The 17,702-nt window shown below is 37.5% G+C and carries 14 protein-coding genes and 2 other annotated features; of the genes, 11 read left to right on the forward strand and 3 right to left on the reverse strand.

Annotated features, from left to right (window positions below):
• Positions 1–118: 118 nt before the first annotated feature.
• Positions 119–343, forward strand: a binding site (T-box leader).
• Between the two features lie 47 nt (positions 344–390).
• Positions 391–615, forward strand: a binding site (T-box leader).
• A gap of 148 nt (positions 616–763) precedes the next feature.
• Positions 764–2,110: an amino acid permease gene (locus tag WAZ07_RS15325; RefSeq protein ID WP_336473180.1), complete on the forward strand. Its 1,347-nt coding sequence runs from the start codon at positions 764–766 to the stop codon at positions 2,108–2,110.
• Positions 2,111–2,201: 91 nt separating this feature from the next.
• On the opposite strand, the gene WAZ07_RS15330 is transcribed toward WAZ07_RS15325, so the two are convergent.
• From WAZ07_RS15330 to WAZ07_RS15340, 3 genes are all read right to left on the reverse strand, one after another.
• A complete protein-coding gene (locus WAZ07_RS15330; protein WP_336473181.1) occupies positions 2,202–2,732 on the reverse strand; it encodes a DinB family protein in 531 nt (176 codons plus the stop codon).
• 128 nt (positions 2,733–2,860) lie between these two features.
• Entirely contained in the window at positions 2,861–3,928 is a 1,068-nt protein-coding gene (locus tag WAZ07_RS15335) for a M24 family metallopeptidase (RefSeq protein WP_336473182.1), read from the reverse strand.
• Between the two features lie 250 nt (positions 3,929–4,178).
• Positions 4,179–5,888, reverse strand: a complete 1,710-nt coding sequence (locus WAZ07_RS15340) for an Rqc2 family fibronectin-binding protein (RefSeq protein ID WP_336473183.1) — start codon at positions 5,886–5,888, stop codon at positions 4,179–4,181.
• 104 nt (positions 5,889–5,992) lie between these two features.
• Between WAZ07_RS15340 and WAZ07_RS15345 the strand changes: the two genes are divergently transcribed.
• From WAZ07_RS15345 to rsmB, 10 genes are all read left to right on the forward strand, one after another.
• Positions 5,993–8,713: a calcium-translocating P-type ATPase, SERCA-type gene (locus WAZ07_RS15345; protein WP_336473184.1), complete on the forward strand. Its 2,721-nt coding sequence runs from the start codon at positions 5,993–5,995 to the stop codon at positions 8,711–8,713.
• 97 nt (positions 8,714–8,810) lie between these two features.
• Complete coding sequence (locus WAZ07_RS15350) at positions 8,811–9,686, forward strand: YicC/YloC family endoribonuclease (protein ID WP_090912680.1); 876 nt, start codon at positions 8,811–8,813, stop codon at positions 9,684–9,686.
• 66 nt (positions 9,687–9,752) lie between these two features.
• Complete coding sequence (remA, locus tag WAZ07_RS15355; RefSeq protein WP_020059206.1) at positions 9,753–10,016, forward strand: extracellular matrix/biofilm regulator RemA; 264 nt, start codon at positions 9,753–9,755, stop codon at positions 10,014–10,016.
• Positions 10,017–10,029: 13 nt separating this feature from the next.
• Positions 10,030–10,647, forward strand: coding sequence for a guanylate kinase (gmk, locus tag WAZ07_RS15360; RefSeq protein WP_090912682.1), 618 nt, complete (start codon positions 10,030–10,032; stop codon positions 10,645–10,647).
• A 1-nt stretch (position 10,648) separates the two neighbouring features.
• Positions 10,649–10,861, forward strand: coding sequence for a DNA-directed RNA polymerase subunit omega (gene rpoZ / locus WAZ07_RS15365; RefSeq protein WP_090912684.1), 213 nt, complete (start codon positions 10,649–10,651; stop codon positions 10,859–10,861).
• Between the two features lie 322 nt (positions 10,862–11,183).
• Positions 11,184–12,389 (forward strand): bifunctional phosphopantothenoylcysteine decarboxylase/phosphopantothenate--cysteine ligase CoaBC, encoded by a 1,206-nt coding sequence (gene coaBC, locus WAZ07_RS15370; RefSeq protein WP_336473185.1) that lies wholly within the window; start codon positions 11,184–11,186, stop codon positions 12,387–12,389.
• Complete coding sequence (gene priA / locus WAZ07_RS15375) at positions 12,386–14,791, forward strand: primosomal protein N' (protein WP_336473186.1); 2,406 nt, start codon at positions 12,386–12,388, stop codon at positions 14,789–14,791. The genes coaBC and priA overlap by 4 nt, the downstream gene beginning before the upstream one ends.
• Before the next feature lie 140 nt (positions 14,792–14,931).
• Positions 14,932–15,408 carry a peptide deformylase gene (gene def, locus WAZ07_RS15380; RefSeq protein ID WP_090912690.1) on the forward strand — a complete coding sequence of 159 codons (477 nt, stop codon included), beginning with the start codon at positions 14,932–14,934 and terminating at the stop codon, positions 15,406–15,408.
• Between the two features lie 16 nt (positions 15,409–15,424).
• Positions 15,425–16,369, forward strand: coding sequence for a methionyl-tRNA formyltransferase (fmt, locus tag WAZ07_RS15385; RefSeq protein ID WP_090912692.1), 945 nt, complete (start codon positions 15,425–15,427; stop codon positions 16,367–16,369).
• Positions 16,366–17,700: a 16S rRNA (cytosine(967)-C(5))-methyltransferase RsmB gene (rsmB, locus tag WAZ07_RS15390; RefSeq protein ID WP_336473187.1), complete on the forward strand. Its 1,335-nt coding sequence runs from the start codon at positions 16,366–16,368 to the stop codon at positions 17,698–17,700. The genes fmt and rsmB overlap by 4 nt, the downstream gene beginning before the upstream one ends.
• Positions 17,701–17,702: the final 2 nt, after the last annotated feature.

Consider the following 17,702-nt stretch of genomic DNA (forward strand, 5'->3'; position numbering starts at 1 on the left):
GAGAATGAAGAGATTGACATATAGGATTTGTCAATAATTAGGGTGGTACCGCGAATAAAATCGTCCCTACTGATTAATTTCAGTAGGGATTTTTGTATTTTCATAACAACTAAATAATAGATAAGCGATGAATGGAATAGAGTAGTGTATGTTTTCCCTGTTAAAGAGAGCTGACGGTAGGTGTAAGTCAGTACATAGAACAACATGAATTACAATCCAGGAGCATCTTCTTCGAGCGAAATGTAAGGGGAAGACGGTGAAGAGCCGTTATAGAGAATGAAGAGATTGACATATAGGATTTGTCAATAATTAGGGTGGTACCGCGAATAAAATCGTCCCTACTGATTAATTTCAGTAGGGATTTTTGTATTTTCATAACAACTAAATAATAGATAAGCGATGAATGGAATAGAGTAGTGTATGTTTTCCCTGTTAAAGAGAGCTGACGGTAGGTGTAAGTCAGTACATAGAACAACATGAATTACAATCCAGGAGCATCTTCTTCGAGCGAAATGTAAGGGGAAGACGGTGAAGAGCCGTTATAGAGAATGAAGAGATTGACATATAGGATTTGTCAATAATTAGGGTGGTACCGCGAATAAAATCGTCCCTACTGATTAATTTCAGTAGGGATTTTTTATTTACCTCCACTAAGTACCAATAGTGATGTAAAGGAGGTGAATAGCTATGGAAGATGGCTATTACTATGTAAAATTACTTGCAAAACAATTTGAAAAATTAGGAACAGAAAGAGGAGAACAGAATGAAGAAAGATGGTTTAAAGAAAGAGTTATTACCTAGACATGTGCAATTTTTAGCGTTAGCGGGAATGATTGGTACGGGTATTTTTAAAGGTAGTGGAGATACTTTAGGGATTGCCGGGCCTGGTGTAATTATTTCGTACTTACTTGGTGGATTATTAATGATGATTGTTATGGTGGCTTTAGCTGAAATGGCTGTTGTTTATCCAAATCATAATGTTCAACATTTAGTTCATAAGGCTTTTGGGTTTCATGTATCATTTGTCGTTGGATGGCTATACTGGATTAACTGGACGCTTGTTACAATTGTAGAAATATTAGCTGCAGGCTCTTTTTTACAATTTTGGTTTTCGAATGTACCTCTTTGGTTACTGAGTGCTATTTGTGCGCTTTTAGTTGTGGGAATTAACAGTTTTCAGGTGAAATTTTATGGCGAAATGGAATTTTGGTTTGCTAGTATAAAAATTTTGGCACTTATATTATTCATCCTTTTAGGCGGAGCAGTCTTATTTGGACTAACGAGTTTTGCTCCATCGACACCAACGGAACATTTACTTGGGCATGGGGGATTCTTTCCAACTGGTATTAAAGGGGTATTTAGTGCTTGTTTTATTGTAATGTTTTCATTCGGAGGATCTGAGTTAATAGGGGTAGCAATTTCTGAGACAAAGGACGTTGAAAAGGTTTTACCTAAAGTGATAAAGGGTGTTGTTTGGCGCGTTATCATATTTTATATCTTGCCCATTACAATTATTGCGGGATTAATACCTTGGAATAAAGTTGCAGGAAATGAAAGTCCGTTTATACAAGTAATGAATGCTATTGGTATCCCAGGTGTTGCACACATCATGAATTTTGTTTTATTAACTGCAGTTCTTTCAGCTGCGAATTCAGGAGTTTTTGCTACTTCCAGAACAATGGTTGCGCTAGCTGAAAAAGGAGAAGCGCCAAAAATATTGAAACAGACTGCGAAATCAGGTGCACCAATCATTGCAATCGCTTTTAATGGCTTATTATTATTGATAGGGGCAGGACTAGCATTCTTTGCTCCAGATAGTATTATCAGAACAATGATGACAATTCCAGGATTTACAATGTTATTGCTTTGGTTAAGTATTTGCTTTGCACAACTTAAATTACGTCCAACTTATTCAACAATGCCTAATTTTAAAATGAGTTTTTTTCCAACTACGACTATTATTGGAATCGTAGGATTATGTATTATTTTCATAGGTTCAACGTTTAGTAATGGAATTTCAGTCGGAACAGTGGTTTGTTTTACAACTTTAGCAATTTTAAGTGGTTTTGCTTTACTTAAAGGACGGAATAGAAAGAAGACACACAATTAAAGCATATAAGTTAAATCCATGAAGGGATAAATCAAAGCCACAACAAAAAGCTGTACTATTTCACGTATACAATAATACAGCTTTTTGTATATTATTTTACGGAATGAGCTTGTTGCATTTTTTTAATAATTCGTATTTGTCCGCGATGACTTAACTCGTCTTCAAATACATGAAACCATTTGAAATAATTGTTTGCTGGTTTATCATACCAAAATGTAGTTGTTTTAAATAACCATTCGTTTGGAAGTGATTGAAATGTAGCGATTGTTTTCTCGCGCACTTCTTGTAATGTATTGATGTAGAAGTCTAATGGCTGGTTTTTAATTTTCTCGCGTCCAAGATTACCTAGTTCAACACCTGGTAACCAGCGTTCTAGTTCTTCCTCTGTCGGTTCTCTGTCTTCAAATGTATGAATTTGATAATAAAATTCGATAGCCGCCATGTGATACAGAAGCATACCAATTGAATTTGTATTTTCATCATATAAATAGTCTAATTCCTCAATTGTTAAACCTTGGACAGCCTGTAGTGTCGAGAAACGTGCATAGTTCATCATTGAAACAAGTTTAGAAAAATCATCGCTTAATCCATCAATTTTATCAATTAAAAATAAATTCTCCATAGAAATCCCCCTGTTCTGAAAAACCGACCTATACTTAATTTCTCCAAATAGGAAGAGATTCCTGTTTTTATGTCGATTTTTTAACTTGTATTTATATAATGAACAGTAGGGGTGAAGAAAGTTTCACTTTATCCTAAAACAATAAGTTCTCTATTCGCATGTGTAATCACTTCATACCCAGTTTTCGTCACGACAATATCATCTTCAATTCTGCAACCGCCAAAGTTTGGGATATAAATACCTGGTTCTACGGTTACAACCATTCCTTCTAACAGCGTGTCTGTACTGTCTTTTGATAATCGAAGAGGTTCATGAAGTTCTAATCCAATTCCATGGCCTGTTGAATGACCGAAGTATTCACCGTAGCCATGTTCAGTAATGTAATTTCTTGTAACGTCATCGATTGTTTTTGCCGACTCACCTGGGCGGATTGCTTCAGTGCCGCGTTTTAAAGCTTCAAGTACAATGTTGTATATCTTTACAAATTCTTTAGAACAACTGCCAATTGCAACAGTGCGCGTTAAATCCGAGCAATATCCGTTATAAAGTGCACCAAAGTCTAATGTAACAATATCACCGTCTTCAATGATTTTACTTGTAGCTACCCCGTGCGGGAGAGAAGAGCGAGTACCAGACGCTATGATAATGTCAAACGATGAAGAGGAAGCTCCTTGTTTTCGCATGAAAAATTCTAATTCATCTCTTACATCGTGTTCGGATACGCCAGGTTTTAGGAAAGTTGTAATATGCCCAAAGGCATCATCTGCGATGCGAGCGGCAATTTTAATCATTTCGATTTCAGACTCTTCCTTTACGGTACGAATCGTCTCGATTATTTCATCTACATGAACAAGTTTGACATTTATATAATTTTGCAACGCTGTGTATTGTTTTAGCGTCATGTTATTTTCTTCTATACCTAGTTTTTTAATTTGTAATCTGTCTACTTGAGCGGCAATTTCTTGTTCTATGTTCCCTTTGTGCATAATAATTTCTGCTTCATGTACTTGTGCTTTCGCTTGATCTGTATAACGGAAATCTGTAATAAATACTGCATTTGTAGGGGAGATTAAGACAACTCCAGCAGTACCTGTAAATCCAGTTGTATATCTACGATTTTCTTTTTTTGTAATAAGTAATCCGTCTATTCCATATTGATGTAGCTGTTTTTGTATTTTTTTAATTCTTGAATTCATTTTAATTCCTCCCTTTCATCCCCTTACATAAAGCAATAATAATGCCAACATTTTGTATAAGGGGGAAAGTTGTTTATGTAGCATGAATAGGGAGTAAAGTTCTGCTGAGAAAAGAGTTTCGCTAAATCTCTGTCAAATAATATAGACACACAAGGTAATTTTGTGTCTATATTATTTGACAAAAAAATGATTGTGTAAAAAATGAACGAAAAAGAGATGATTACCCTATTGTAATCATCTCTTTTTATCTTTAAGCCTTTAATTTCATCACCGTGTCTGCATCTGGCGTTACATATACTGTTTGTTGATTATCGTACGTCACAAACCCAAGCTTTGCTCCGCTCGGCTTTTTCACATGACGAATTTTCGTATAATCGACTGGAACTGAGCTCGATTCTTTTGCCTTACTAAAGTAAGCAGCAAGCTTTGCTGCTTCAATTAATGTCTCGTCGCTTGGCTCTAATGAACGAATGACTACGTGTGATCCTGGAATGTCTTTCGTATGAAGCCAAATTTCATCTCGGCGTGCAAGTTTACTTGTTAAATAATCGTTTTGTTTGTTATTTTTTCCGACTAAAATCTCTGTTCCGTCACTTGCAATATATTTGTCCAATATAGGTTTTGCAGGTTTCTTCTTTACATTTTTCGCTTTGCGATTCCGCATATATCCTTCTTCAGCTAGTTCTTCGCGAATTTCCTCAATATCTTTAGAAGAAGCAGCTTCCATTTGTTGTAATAAGCTGTCAAAGTAAAAGATTTCTTCGTCTGTTTTTTCGATTTGTTCTTCAACGATTGCGATGGAATTTTTTGCTTTTTGATATTTTTGGAAATAACGCTGTGCATTTTCTGATGGTGTGCGCAGTGGATCTAAAGTAATTTTTACAGTGCCGCTATTTTCATCATAGTAATTGATAACTTCAATTTCTTTGTCGCCTTTTTTCATTGCGTACATATTAGCAGTAAGCAATTCACCAAATAGTTGATATTTATCTGCTTTGCTCGCGTCCTCTAACGTTTTTTGTAATTTAATTACTTTCTTTTCATTTTTTGCTTTTTCATTTTGCATAAACCGCTCTAAATCATGGGCCTGTTGCTTTACGCGGTCACGCTCTGCTTTTCCAAAGAAGAATCGATCTAGTAATTCACTGACAGATGAGAATGCTTTCTCTTCACCTTTTAAGTGTGAAAGTGGGAATAAATAAAAGAATTCTTTCCCATTTGCTACAATCATCGAAGGCGTATACTGATGTTGTAAGAGCGGTTTTTGTAGTGTGAAAAATGCTTCAGATAATGCATGCTCATTCACCATGCCAGCCTTTGCAACTACTTCTTTTGCAAATAATGGAGAGATTCCTATAAAAGCTCCTACGAGTTGTTTATCCATATTTCCTGATAAAAAGTCGAGCGGTCGAATAAATTCTTCTTGCGTTTCAATTTGCAAGGGATTGATTTTCTGTTGCGCTGGCGGTGCAATATATTCAGACCCGGCATATACAGTGCGGTGACGGTTTACCGCTAAAGAAACGTGTTTTAAACTATCCAAAATTATATTTGTTTTGGAGTCTACTAAAATGATATTACTATGACGCCCCATGATTTCAATAATTAATGTTTTTAATGATTCATCACCAATTTCATTGCGGCTGCGAATTGTAACTCGAATCATCCGTTCTAAATCAATTTGTTCAATTTTTTCAATGAATCCACCTTCTAGATGTTTGCGAAGAAGCATGCAAAACATTGGCGGTAATGCAGGGGAGTCATAATTTTGTGTTGTTAGATGCATCCGTGCATATGTTGGGTGTGCGGAAAGAAGTAATTTTTGATTTTTTCCGTTTGCCCGAATATGTAATAAAATTTCATATTTTGACGGTTGATATATTTTTGAAATTCTTCCTGTTTGAAGAGAATTTGCAATTTCATGTGTGATTGCTCTTGTAAATAATCCATCGAATGCCATGTTAAACACTCCTTTCTCACTAAAAGTTAATTATAGCATTTTTTCGGACGAGGCTGAATAAGCTTTCATTAGAGCATGTCTGCAATCAGGAGGTAGATGGCGAGATGAATTGGTATGAACTGCGTGCACATGAAGTTGAAGAGCGAACGAATACAAATGTAAAAACAGGATTGACGGAGCAAGAGGTGGGAATTCGGTTGAAAAAACTAGGCCCAAATGAATTGCAAGAAGCAAAACGGCCTTCTGCACTTCTTGTGTTCTTGGCGCAATTTAAAGATTTTATGGTACTTGTTTTGTTTGGAGCAACGGTTATTTCTGCTTTTTTAGGAGAATATGTTGATGCAATTGCGATTGTAGCAATTGTTATTATTAATGGCATTCTCGGGTTTTTTCAAGAGAGAAAAGCAGAAAAATCACTGGAAGCATTAAAAGAGCTTGCCGCCCCGCAAGTAACTGTACTTCGAAATGGGAAGTGGATGAAAATTCCTTCGAAAGGTCTTGTACTTGGAGATATTATTAAATTTTCAAGTGGAGATCGTATCGGTGCGGATGTACGTCTTATTGAAGCTTCAAGTCTATATATTGAAGAGTCAGCATTAACCGGAGAATCAGTGCCGGTCCAAAAGAAAATGGATGTTCTGCATGGTGCTGATATTTCAATTGGTGATCAAACAAATATGGCATTTATGGGAACGATGATCACGAGAGGATCTGGTATTGGAGTTGTTATTGGAACAGGGATGAATACAGCAATGGGACAAATTGCAAATATGCTGCAAAACGCACAGCAAAATGAAACACCATTGCAGAGAAGACTTGAGCAGCTTGGGAAAATTTTGATTATTGTTGCATTAATTTTAACGGCACTCGTTGTATTAGTTGGTGTTTATCAAGGAAATGAAATGTATCATATGTTTTTAGCGGGTGTTTCGCTTGCTGTTGCAGCGATTCCAGAAGGGCTGCCAGCCATTGTAACAGTAGCACTCTCACTTGGAGTTCAACGGATGATTAAGAAAAAAGCAATTGTAAGAAAGCTACCTGCGGTTGAAACATTAGGGTGTGCATCTGTCATTTGTTCAGACAAAACAGGGACAATGACACAAAATAAAATGATGGTCACACATGTATGGTCGAGTGGTGAAACGTGGAATGTAACGGGGCAAGGCTATGAACCAAAAGGTGAATTTATGAAGGGTGATAAGAAAATAAATCCGACAGCGGCTCGCTCTTTATATCAGCTTCTCACATTTGGATGCTTATGTAATAACGCAAATATTGTAAAAAAGAAAAAAACATATGTATTAGACGGTGATCCGACAGAAGGTGCACTCGTTGCAGCAGCAATGAAGGCTAGTATTTCAAGAGAAGGGGTAAAGGATCAATTTGAGGTCATTCACGAATTTCCGTTTGATTCAACGAGGAAAATGATGAGTGTAATCGTTCGTGACAAGGCAGGGAAAAAATTTGTGGTAACAAAGGGAGCACCTGATGTTTTATTACAAATGAGTCAGACCATTTTATGGGGAAATAAACAGCAGCCATTAACAGAATTGTATCGAAATGAAGTACAAACGGCGATTCATCATTTAGGAAGTCAAGCACTTCGTACAATTGCAATTGCTTTTAAACCATTAAAAACAACGGATCACCTGCAAAGTGAACGAGAAGCGGAACAAGATTTAATGTTTATTGGATTGCAAGGAATGATTGATCCGCCAAGACCGGAAGTGAAGCAAGCGGTACAAGAATGTAAAGATGCGGGTATTAAAACAATTATGATTACAGGAGACCATAAAGTAACAGCGATGGCAATCGCTGAGCAGCTTGGGATTTTGTCACATGGTGGTCGCGTTGTAGAAGGAATCGAACTTGCAAACATGTCGATTGAAGAATTGGAAGATATTGTTGATGAAACATATGTCTTTGCACGTGTTTCTCCGGAACATAAATTGAAAATTGTGAAGGCGTTGCAAAATAAAGATCATATTGTGGCAATGACCGGTGATGGTGTGAACGATGCGCCTGCTATAAAAGCAGCTGATATTGGTGTGGCAATGGGGATTACTGGAACAGACGTTGCGAAAGAAGCATCATCTCTTGTGTTATTAGATGACAATTTTGCAACTATAAAAGCAGCAATTAAAGAAGGAAGAAATATTTACGAAAACATTCGTAAATTTATTCGTTATTTATTAGCGTCTAATGTAGGGGAAATTTTAGTTATGCTATTTGCAATGATATTAGCATTGCCCCTGCCGCTCGTACCCATTCAAATATTATGGGTGAATTTAGTAACAGATGGTTTGCCAGCCATGGCGCTCGGACTTGATGCAGCAGAAGGTGATGTGATGCGAAGAAAACCGCGCCATCCAAAAGAAGGGGTCTTTGCGAGAGGGCTTGCATGGAAAATTGTGAGCCGTGGTTTTTTAATTGGTGCGATGACACTCTTAGCATTCATTATTGCATACAATCAACATCCGAATGAATTAAAGTATGCGCAAACAGTTGCGTTTGCAACACTTGTTTTAGCTCAGCTTATTCATGTGTTTGATTGCCGTAGTGAACATTCTGTCTTTCACCGTAACCCATTTGGAAATATGTATTTAGTAGGAGCAGTAATTATTTCGATTTTACTCATGCTAGTAGTGATATATTATCCGCCGTTGCAACCGATCTTTAGTACGATGCCAATTCAAGCGAGAGATTGGCTCTTGGTTGTTGGGCTCTCTTCTATTCCGACATTTTTATTAGTAGGTTCTTTACTAACTGGGAAGTCTGAAAAAAAGAAACCAATTGTATATAAAAGAGGTGTAAACTTGAAATAGTAAATGAGATAAAAGTGTGCTATAATTTTAAAAGGTAGTAGAGTAGAATCTCTATTACCTTTTTCATTGAGGAAGATCATGGCTTGGATGTGATAAAATGATTTCGAGTATGACAGGTTTTGGACGCGCAAAAGTAGAAAGTGATGCGTTTCAAATTACAGTAGAAATGAAGTCGGTCAACCATCGTTTTTTAGAGATGAATATTCGTCTTCCGAAGCAAATGATGGTGTTCGAGGATAAAATCCGCAAATTAATTGCAGAACAAGTAGGCCGCGGACGTATTGAAGTATCGATTATTGTTGAAGGACAAGGACTCATTGAACGGAAATTACGCGTGGATTGGTCCCTTTTAGAGCAATATAAGCTCATTATGGAAGAAGCGAAGGGAAAATTTCAATTACAGGATTCGATTACATTACAGCAGCTTATTGCTATGCCGGAAGTGACAGCAATTGAAGAAGTTGAAAATGTAAATGAAGCGTTTGAACATAGTTTGTATGAAGCGGTTTGCTGTGCTGCTAGTATGTTAAAAACGATGCGTGATGGTGAAGGGGAACGACTGCATAAAGATTTGGAGCATCGTTTACAAGGAATTTACGCGTGTGTGCGTGCCATTGTCCCATATGCGCCGTCAGTTATTCAAAAATATCGTGAGCGCTTAGAAAACCGTTTGAAAGAATTACATAATCAAGAATTAGAAGAACAACGATTACTTACAGAGATAGCGGTATTTGCAGACCGCTGTGATATTCATGAAGAATTAGTTCGTTTGCAAAGTCATTTAGAACAATTTCAAGAGGCGCTGCAAAGTCAAGAGCCAGTTGGAAGAAAGTTGGATTTCATCGTACAAGAAATGCATCGTGAAATTAATACAATTGGTTCAAAAGCAAATGACTTAACAATTTCAAAATATGTTGTTGAAATGAAAAATAATCTTGAAAAAATTCGTGAACAAGTACAAAATATTGAGTAGCTGTCAATTGTATATGAAGTTATACGAGAGGGAGAAATCGGATAGACTTACTAGGAGGCGCAAATTATGGCCATGCGGTTTTTAAATATTGGATATGGAAATATCGTATCAGCACATCGAATTATTTCCATTGTAAGTCCGGAATCAGCACCGATTAAAAGGTTAGTGCAGGAAGCTCGTGAACAAAACGTGCTGCTTGATGCTACCTATGGTCGAAAAACACGAGCAGTGATTGTTATGGATGATGGGCATATTGTATTAAGCCCAATACAACCGGAAACAATTGCACATCGGTTAAACAATAAAGAAGATTTAAGTGACGAAGGGTAGGTTTAACATATATATGAGAAGTAGAAGAGGGTTGCTCATTGTTCTTTCAGGGCCTTCTGGTGTTGGAAAAGGAACAGTTCGAAAGGAATTGTTCAGTAAAGAAGATACAAATTTACAATATTCTATTTCTGTAACAACGCGTAAACCGCGTGAAGGAGAAGTAGATGGTGTTGATTATTTCTTTAAAACGAGAGAAGTGTTTGAAGAGATGATTCGTAACAATAAACTGCTTGAATGGGCGGAGTTTGTTGGAAACTATTACGGAACACCAATTGATTATGTAGAGCAAACATTGCAGCAAGGGAAAGACGTTTTCTTAGAAATTGAAGTGCAAGGTGCAATTCAAGTAAAGAAAGCTTTTCCAGAAGGAGTATTTATCTTTTTAGCTCCTCCGAGTTTATCGGAACTAAAAAACCGCATTGTGGGCCGTGGTACAGAAACAGAAGAAGTAATTCAAAATCGTTTAACAGTAGCAAAAGAAGAAATCGAAATGATGGATGCTTATGACTACGTAGTAGAAAACGATGAAGTAGAACTTGCTTGCGAACGTATTAATGCAATTGTGGTAGGTGAACATTGTCGCCGTGAGCGAGTAGCAAAATATTATAAAGAAATGACGGAGGAAATGTAATATGTTAAACCCATCTATTGATTCATTGTTACAAAAAATTGATTCTAAATATACGCTAGTAACAGTAGCTGCAAAACGTGCTCGTGAAATGCAAGAGCATAACGATTGCAGTGTTGAACAACCAGTATCGCATAAATTTGTAGGAAAAGCGTTAGAAGAAATTAATGCGCAATTATTAAACTACGAACCAAGTGAAGATAACAACCATAAATAAAGCTTTTTTTTCGACAAATAGAGGCATAGATACTATACTTTTCTATGTAACAGTAACAACCTATTTACAAGTAGGTTGTTATTTTTTTACGATATAGATAAGTGAAAAAACCAACATAAAAGCTTTCTTATTAGATGGGCGAGAGCATCTGGCCATGCATAGAAGCGGTCAGGGCCTTTTCCTACCACATGCGAGGTTTTAAAACAAAGGGAGAAAGCAAGTGGCGGTCATGTTGTATTCTGCATAGCAGAGATCTATATGTCGAAAAATCAAAATGGATTCATATAGGACTAAGTTTCATAAAAGAAAGAGGACGAGGCTTATGCTAAAAGGGAAAAAAATACTTTTATGTGTCACAGGAGGTATTGCTGTATTTAAAGCAGCTGCGCTCACAAGTAAATTAACACAGGCAGGTGCGCTTGTGAAAGTGATGATGAGTGAATCGGCAATGAAGTTTGTTACACCGCTTACGTTTCAAGCGCTTTCTCGCCATGATGTATACACAGATACATTTGATGAAAAAGATTCAGCAGTTATTGCTCATATTGATTTAGCAGACTGGGCTGATATTGTTCTTGTTGCACCGGCGACAGCAAACATTATTGGTAAATTTGCAAATGGTCTTGCCGATGATATGGTTTCAACGACGCTTCTTGCAACAACGGCTCCAGTGTGGATTGCACCTGCGATGAATGTTCATATGTACGAAAATCCAGTTGTCCAAAAAAACATGCAAACGTTAAAACAGTTAGGTTATACATTTATTGAGCCTGGAGAAGGCTTTTTAGCTTGCGGATATGTTGCCAAAGGCCGATTAGAAGAACCAGAAAATATTGTGTCAATGTTAGAAATGCATTTTTCACAAGAGAAGCCGCTTCAAGGAAAACGAATATTGGTGACAGCAGGTCCGACACGTGAAAAAATTGATCCAGTTCGTTTTATGACGAATTTTTCTTCTGGGAAAATGGGATATGCACTTGCGGAAGTTGCGGCAAGTCTTGGTGCAGAAGTCATTCTTATTTCTGGTCCAACGGCGCTAACGCCCCCTGCGAATGTAACGACAATACAAGTACAATCTGCACAAGATATGTTAGAGGAAGTTTTACATCATTATGCCAATATGAATGTTGTAATCAAAACAGCAGCAGTAGCGGATTACCGTCCAAAGTTTGTATACGATGAGAAGATGAAAAAGAAAAGCGGCGATACAGTTATTGAATTAGAAAGAACGACAGATATTTTGAAAACATTAGGTGAGAAAAAGGAACATCAATTACTCATTGGTTTTGCAGCAGAAACAACAAACGTTGAAGAGTATGCAACGAAAAAATTACGCGAGAAAAATGCTGATATGATTGTTGCCAATGATGTAAAAGCAGAAGGGGCAGGATTTGGTACGGACACAAATATTGTGACGATGTATAAACGAAATGGTGCCGTGGTTGAATTGCCGCTATTAACAAAGCTGGAAGTAGCGAGAGAAATTTTACTACATGTTGAAAGAATGCTGGAAGAGGATCCTGCATGAAATTTGCAAGTGTAATTGTCGATGTTCCAGCAAGGCAAACGGATAGGCCATTCGATTATATTATTCCTAAACGTTGGGAAGATCTTGTTCAAACGGGTATGCGAGTCGTTGTTCCATTTGGACCGCGAAAATTACAAGGATTTGTCATCGGGATAAAAGATACAGTAGATGTAGATGTAAATAAGTTAAAAACATTGCATGAATTGTTAGACGTTACACCTGTATTAAATGAGGAATTGTTGCAGCTTGGAAGTTGGCTTACAGAAGAAACGCTTTGTTTCACAATTTCAGCATTCCAAGTTATGTTGCCAACAGCAATTAAAGCGACATATAAAAAACAGCTACGTCTTCATAGACCGGAAGACGTAGCGGCCAATGTGAAATTGCTCTTTCAAGGAAAAGAAAGCATCGATTGGAATGTGCTTGATGAACAACCACAGATGTACCGTGCAGTGCAAACAGAAATTGCAAAAGGGAATGTAGAAGTTGTTTATGAAGTAAAGGATAAGGCGCAAAAGAAAAAACAAAAAATGATTCAACCTGTTTTGCCTTATGAAGAATTAGAGGAAACGGCCTTTCGTCTAAAGAGTAAAAAGCAGCAAGATGTATTGTATTATTTCATGGAACACCATCAGTCCGTATCGTTAAAAGTAGTAATGGAAGAATTGCAAATGACTGATGCTCCCATTAAATCTCTTGTGAAAAAAGGTTTGTTAGCTGAAAAATATGTGGAAGTATACCGGAATCCGTATGATGATGATGCTTTTGAGCGTACAAAACCATTCCCGCTTACAGAAGAGCAACGACAGGTGATTACACCGATCTTAACTTCTATTACAGAAGAGCGGCATGAGACGTTTTTACTGTACGGTGTCACAGGAAGCGGAAAAACAGAAGTTTATTTACAGTCAATTGAAGAAGTGCTTAGAAAAGGAAAAGAAGCCATTGTACTTGTACCTGAAATTTCGTTAACGCCGCAAATGGTGGATCGTTTTAAAGGGCGTTTTGGCTCGCAAGTTGCAGTTCTTCATAGTGCATTGTCTGTTGGGGAAAAATATGATGAATGGCGTAAAATCTTACGGAAAGAAGTTAAAGTAGTTGTAGGGGCGCGTTCAGCAATTTTTGCACCATTTGAGAATTTAGGAATTATTATTATTGATGAAGAACATGAATCGAGTTACAAACAAGAGGATAATCCACGCTACCACGCACGTTCTGTTGCAATTCGGCGGGGAGAATATCACAATTGTTCTGTTGTATTAGGAAGTGCTACACCTACACTAGAATCGTTTGCTCGTGCCCAAAAAGGTGTATATACACTTCTTACGATGACAAAACGGATGAATGAACAGGATTTGCCGGCAGTTGAGATTATTGATATGAGAGAAGAGCTTCGTGATGGCAATCGTTCGATGTTTTCTCAGCTTCTTCATGAGAAGATAGCGGATCGATTAGAGAAAAAAGAACAAATGGTGCTTTTTTTAAATCGAAGAGGACATTCGACATTTGTTATGTGCCGTGATTGCGGATATGTCGTGCAATGCCCGCACTGTGATATTTCACTTACATATCACAGAATGAATAACCGCTTGAAATGTCATTATTGTAGTTATGAGGAAAATTTGCCGAATGCTTGTCCTGCTTGTAATAGTACCTATATCCGCTTCTTTGGAACAGGAACACAAAAGGTTGAAGAGGAAATTACAAAATTGTTTCCAGAAGCACGCGTTATTCGAATGGATGTGGATACGACAAGTCGTAAAGGGATGCATGAAAAGCTTCTGAAGTCATTTGGGGCAGGCGAGGCAGATATTTTACTTGGAACGCAAATGATTGCGAAAGGTCTTGATTTTCCAAATGTGACGCTTGTAGGTGTATTGACAGCAGATACAATGCTGCATTTGCCGGATTTCCGGGCAAGTGAAAAAACATATCAACTTTTAACACAAGTAAGCGGCCGAGCTGGACGTCACGAACTTCCAGGAGAAGTAGTGATTCAAACGTATACGCCTGAACACTATAGTATAGAATTAGCAAAACAGCAGAAGTATGATATATTTTTTGAACGTGAGATGTATATGAGGAAAATGCGGCAATATCCACCATATTATTACGTTGCATTAGTTACAGTATCTCATCCGGAATTGTTAAAAGCAGTGCAGGTAACAGAGAAAATTGTTGGTTTTTTAAGACAACATTGTTCACAGCAAACGATGATCTTAGGTCCGGTTGCTTCGGCAATTCCTCGTATAAAAGATAGATATCGCTACCAATGCATGATAAAATACAAACGGGAACCAAACTTAAAGTACGTGCTTAAAATGGTAAATGAACATTATCAAGCAGAAATGCAAAAAGACTTGCAAATCTCAATTGATTTTAATCCAACTATGTTGATGTAGTAGAACTGAATTTAGAGGGAAATGGATAAAATAAAGTGGAACATTTACAAGTAGGGAGATTAATCATCAGTAAGGAGTGCCCTCATTGATGGGAGTTTCACTTTATTTTAATCTGATTGTATGTTGAAAAGGAGAGCAGTATGGCAACATTAGAAATAGTAAAACATCCAAATGAAGTATTAGAAACGCCGTGTGAACGTGTTATAAATTTTGATAAAAAGTTAGTGAAGCTTTTAAAAGATATGCACGAAACGATGTTAATTGCGGATGGTGTTGGATTAGCAGCGCCGCAAGTTGGTGTAAGTCTGCAAGTTGCTGTTGTAGACATCGATGATGATAATGGGAAAATTGAATTAATTAATCCTGTTATTTTAGAACAACGTGGTGAACAAGTAGGTCCCGAAGGCTGCTTAAGTTTTCCGGGGCTTTTTGGTGATGTAACACGTGCTGAGTATATTAAAGTACGTGCCCAAAATCGCCGCGGGAAAGTGTTTTTATTAGAAGCAGACGGCTTTTTGGCCCGTGCAATTCAACATGAAATCGATCATTTACATGGTGTGTTATTTACATCTAAAGTAACGCGATATTATGAGGAAAATGAATTAGAAGAGATGTAAAAGGAGAGTTTTTTAAATGGTGAAAGTTGTATTTATGGGAACACCGGACTTTTCAGTGCCGGTGCTTCGTCGTCTTATTGAAGATGGATATGATGTGATTGGTGTTGTGACACAGCCTGATCGTCCGGTAGGTAGAAAAAAGGTGTTAACCCCAACGCCTGTGAAAGTTGAAGCAGAAAAACATGGTATTCCGGTGTTACAACCGTTAAAGATTCGTGAAAAAGAGGAATATGAACAGGTGTTGGCATTAGAGCCGGACTTGATTGTGACAGCTGCATTTGGACAAATCGTACCAAATGAAATTTTAGAAGCGCCGAAATATGGATGTATTAATGTTCATGCTTCGTTACTTCCAGAACTTCGCGGTGGTGCACCTATTCATTATTCTATTATGCAAGGAAAAGAAAAAACAGGCATTACAATCATGTATATGGTTGAAAAATTAGATGCTGGTGATATTTTAACGCAAGTAGAAGTGGAAATTACAGAACGTGAAACAACCGGCTCGTTATTTGATAAATTAAGCGTAGCTGGAGCTCATTTATTATCTGAAACGGTTCCGCTTTTAATACAAGGAAAGTTAGAACCAATTAAACAGAATGAGGAAGAAGCAACATTTGCTTATAATATTAAACGTGAGCAGGAAAAGATTGATTGGACGAAAACAGGAGAAGAGATCTACAATCATATTCGGGGATTAAATCCTTGGCCAGTTGCTTATACGACATTAGCAGGACAAGTTGTAAAAGTATGGTGGGGAGAAAAAGTTCCTGTAACAGAGAAAGCTGAAGCGGGAACAGTTGTTGCAATTGAAGAGGATGGTTTCGTTGTGGCAACAGGAAATGAAACGGCAATTAAAATTACTGAGTTGCAACCGTCTGGTAAAAAACGTATGGATTGTTCACAATTTTTACGTGGAACAAAACCTGAAATGGGTACGAAGTTAGGAGAAGACGCATGAAACAAAATGTTCGTGAATTAGCTCTTGACGGTTTAGTGCAAGTTGAAAAAAGCGGCGCATATAGCAACTTGCTTTTAAATAACCTTATTGAAAAAAGTAGCATTGATAAAAAAGATGTTGGATTGTTAACTGAAATTGTATATGGAACAATCCAAAGACGTGATACACTTGATTATTATTTACAGCCGTTTTTACGAAAAAAGATTGAACTATGGGTAAAAGTATTGCTTCGTCTCTCTTTATATCAAATGTTGTATTTAGATCGTGTTCCAGAGCGGGCAGCCATTCATGAAGCAGTTGAAATTGCGAAGCGTCGTAGTCATAAAGGAATCGCCGGACTTGTGAATGGAGTACTTCGTTCGATTCAGCGTGAAGGTGTTCCATCGCTAGATGAGATTAAAAGTCCAGAAAAGCGCCTTGCTATTGCAACTAGTCATCCAGAATGGCTTGTAAAAGAGTGGATAGAAGCGTACGGAATTGAAACAGCAAGGCAAATGTGTGAAGTAAACTTACTCCCGCCAGTTCCGACAGCCAGGGTTAACGTAACAAAAGCGTCTGTAGAAGCGGCGCTCAAAATGTTAGAAACAGAAGGAATTCAGGTAAAGCGTGGCGATTTATCGGAAGATGCGATTCAAATTGAAAAAGGGAATGTAGCTCATACAGAAGCATTTCAAGAAGGAGTGTTATCTATCCAAGATGAAAGTTCTATGCTTGTAGCTCGTGCGCTTGATCCAGAAGCAGGAGAGATAATTCTTGATAGCTGCGCTGCTCCTGGTGGGAAAACGACGCATATTGCTGAACGTTTGGGAGGAACGGGAAAAGTTATTTCTCTTGATTTACATCCACATAAAGTGCGTTTAATTCAGCAGCAAGCAAAGCGCCTTCAACTAGAGAATGTAGAAGCAAAAGCACTTGATGCACGGAAAGTGCAAGAGCATTTTGAACAAGAGAGCTTTGATAAAGTATTAGTAGATGCCCCTTGTTCTGGATTTGGGGTAATTCGCCGTAAACCAGATATTAAAATGGGAAAACAAAAAGAAGATAGTGAAAGACTTGCCAATATTCAACTATCCATTTTAGAAAAGGTAGCGCCTTTGTTGAAAAAGGGAGGGCGCCTTGTTTATAGTACGTGTACAATTGAGAAAGTAGAAAATGAACAAGTAATAGAGCAGTTTTTACAATCACATCCTGAATTTGAATGGGATACAACGGTGAAAGAACGACTGCCAAAAGCTGTGCATCCGTATGTAGTAGAAGGTGGATTGCAAATTTTGCCGCATTACTTTGCAACGGATGGATTTTATATTGCTTGTTTAAGAAAGAAGGTGTAGCA

This window comes from Bacillus bruguierae, assembly GCF_037104725.1.
Classification (GTDB): Bacteria; Bacillota; Bacilli; order Bacillales; family Bacillaceae_G; genus Bacillus_A; species Bacillus_A bruguierae.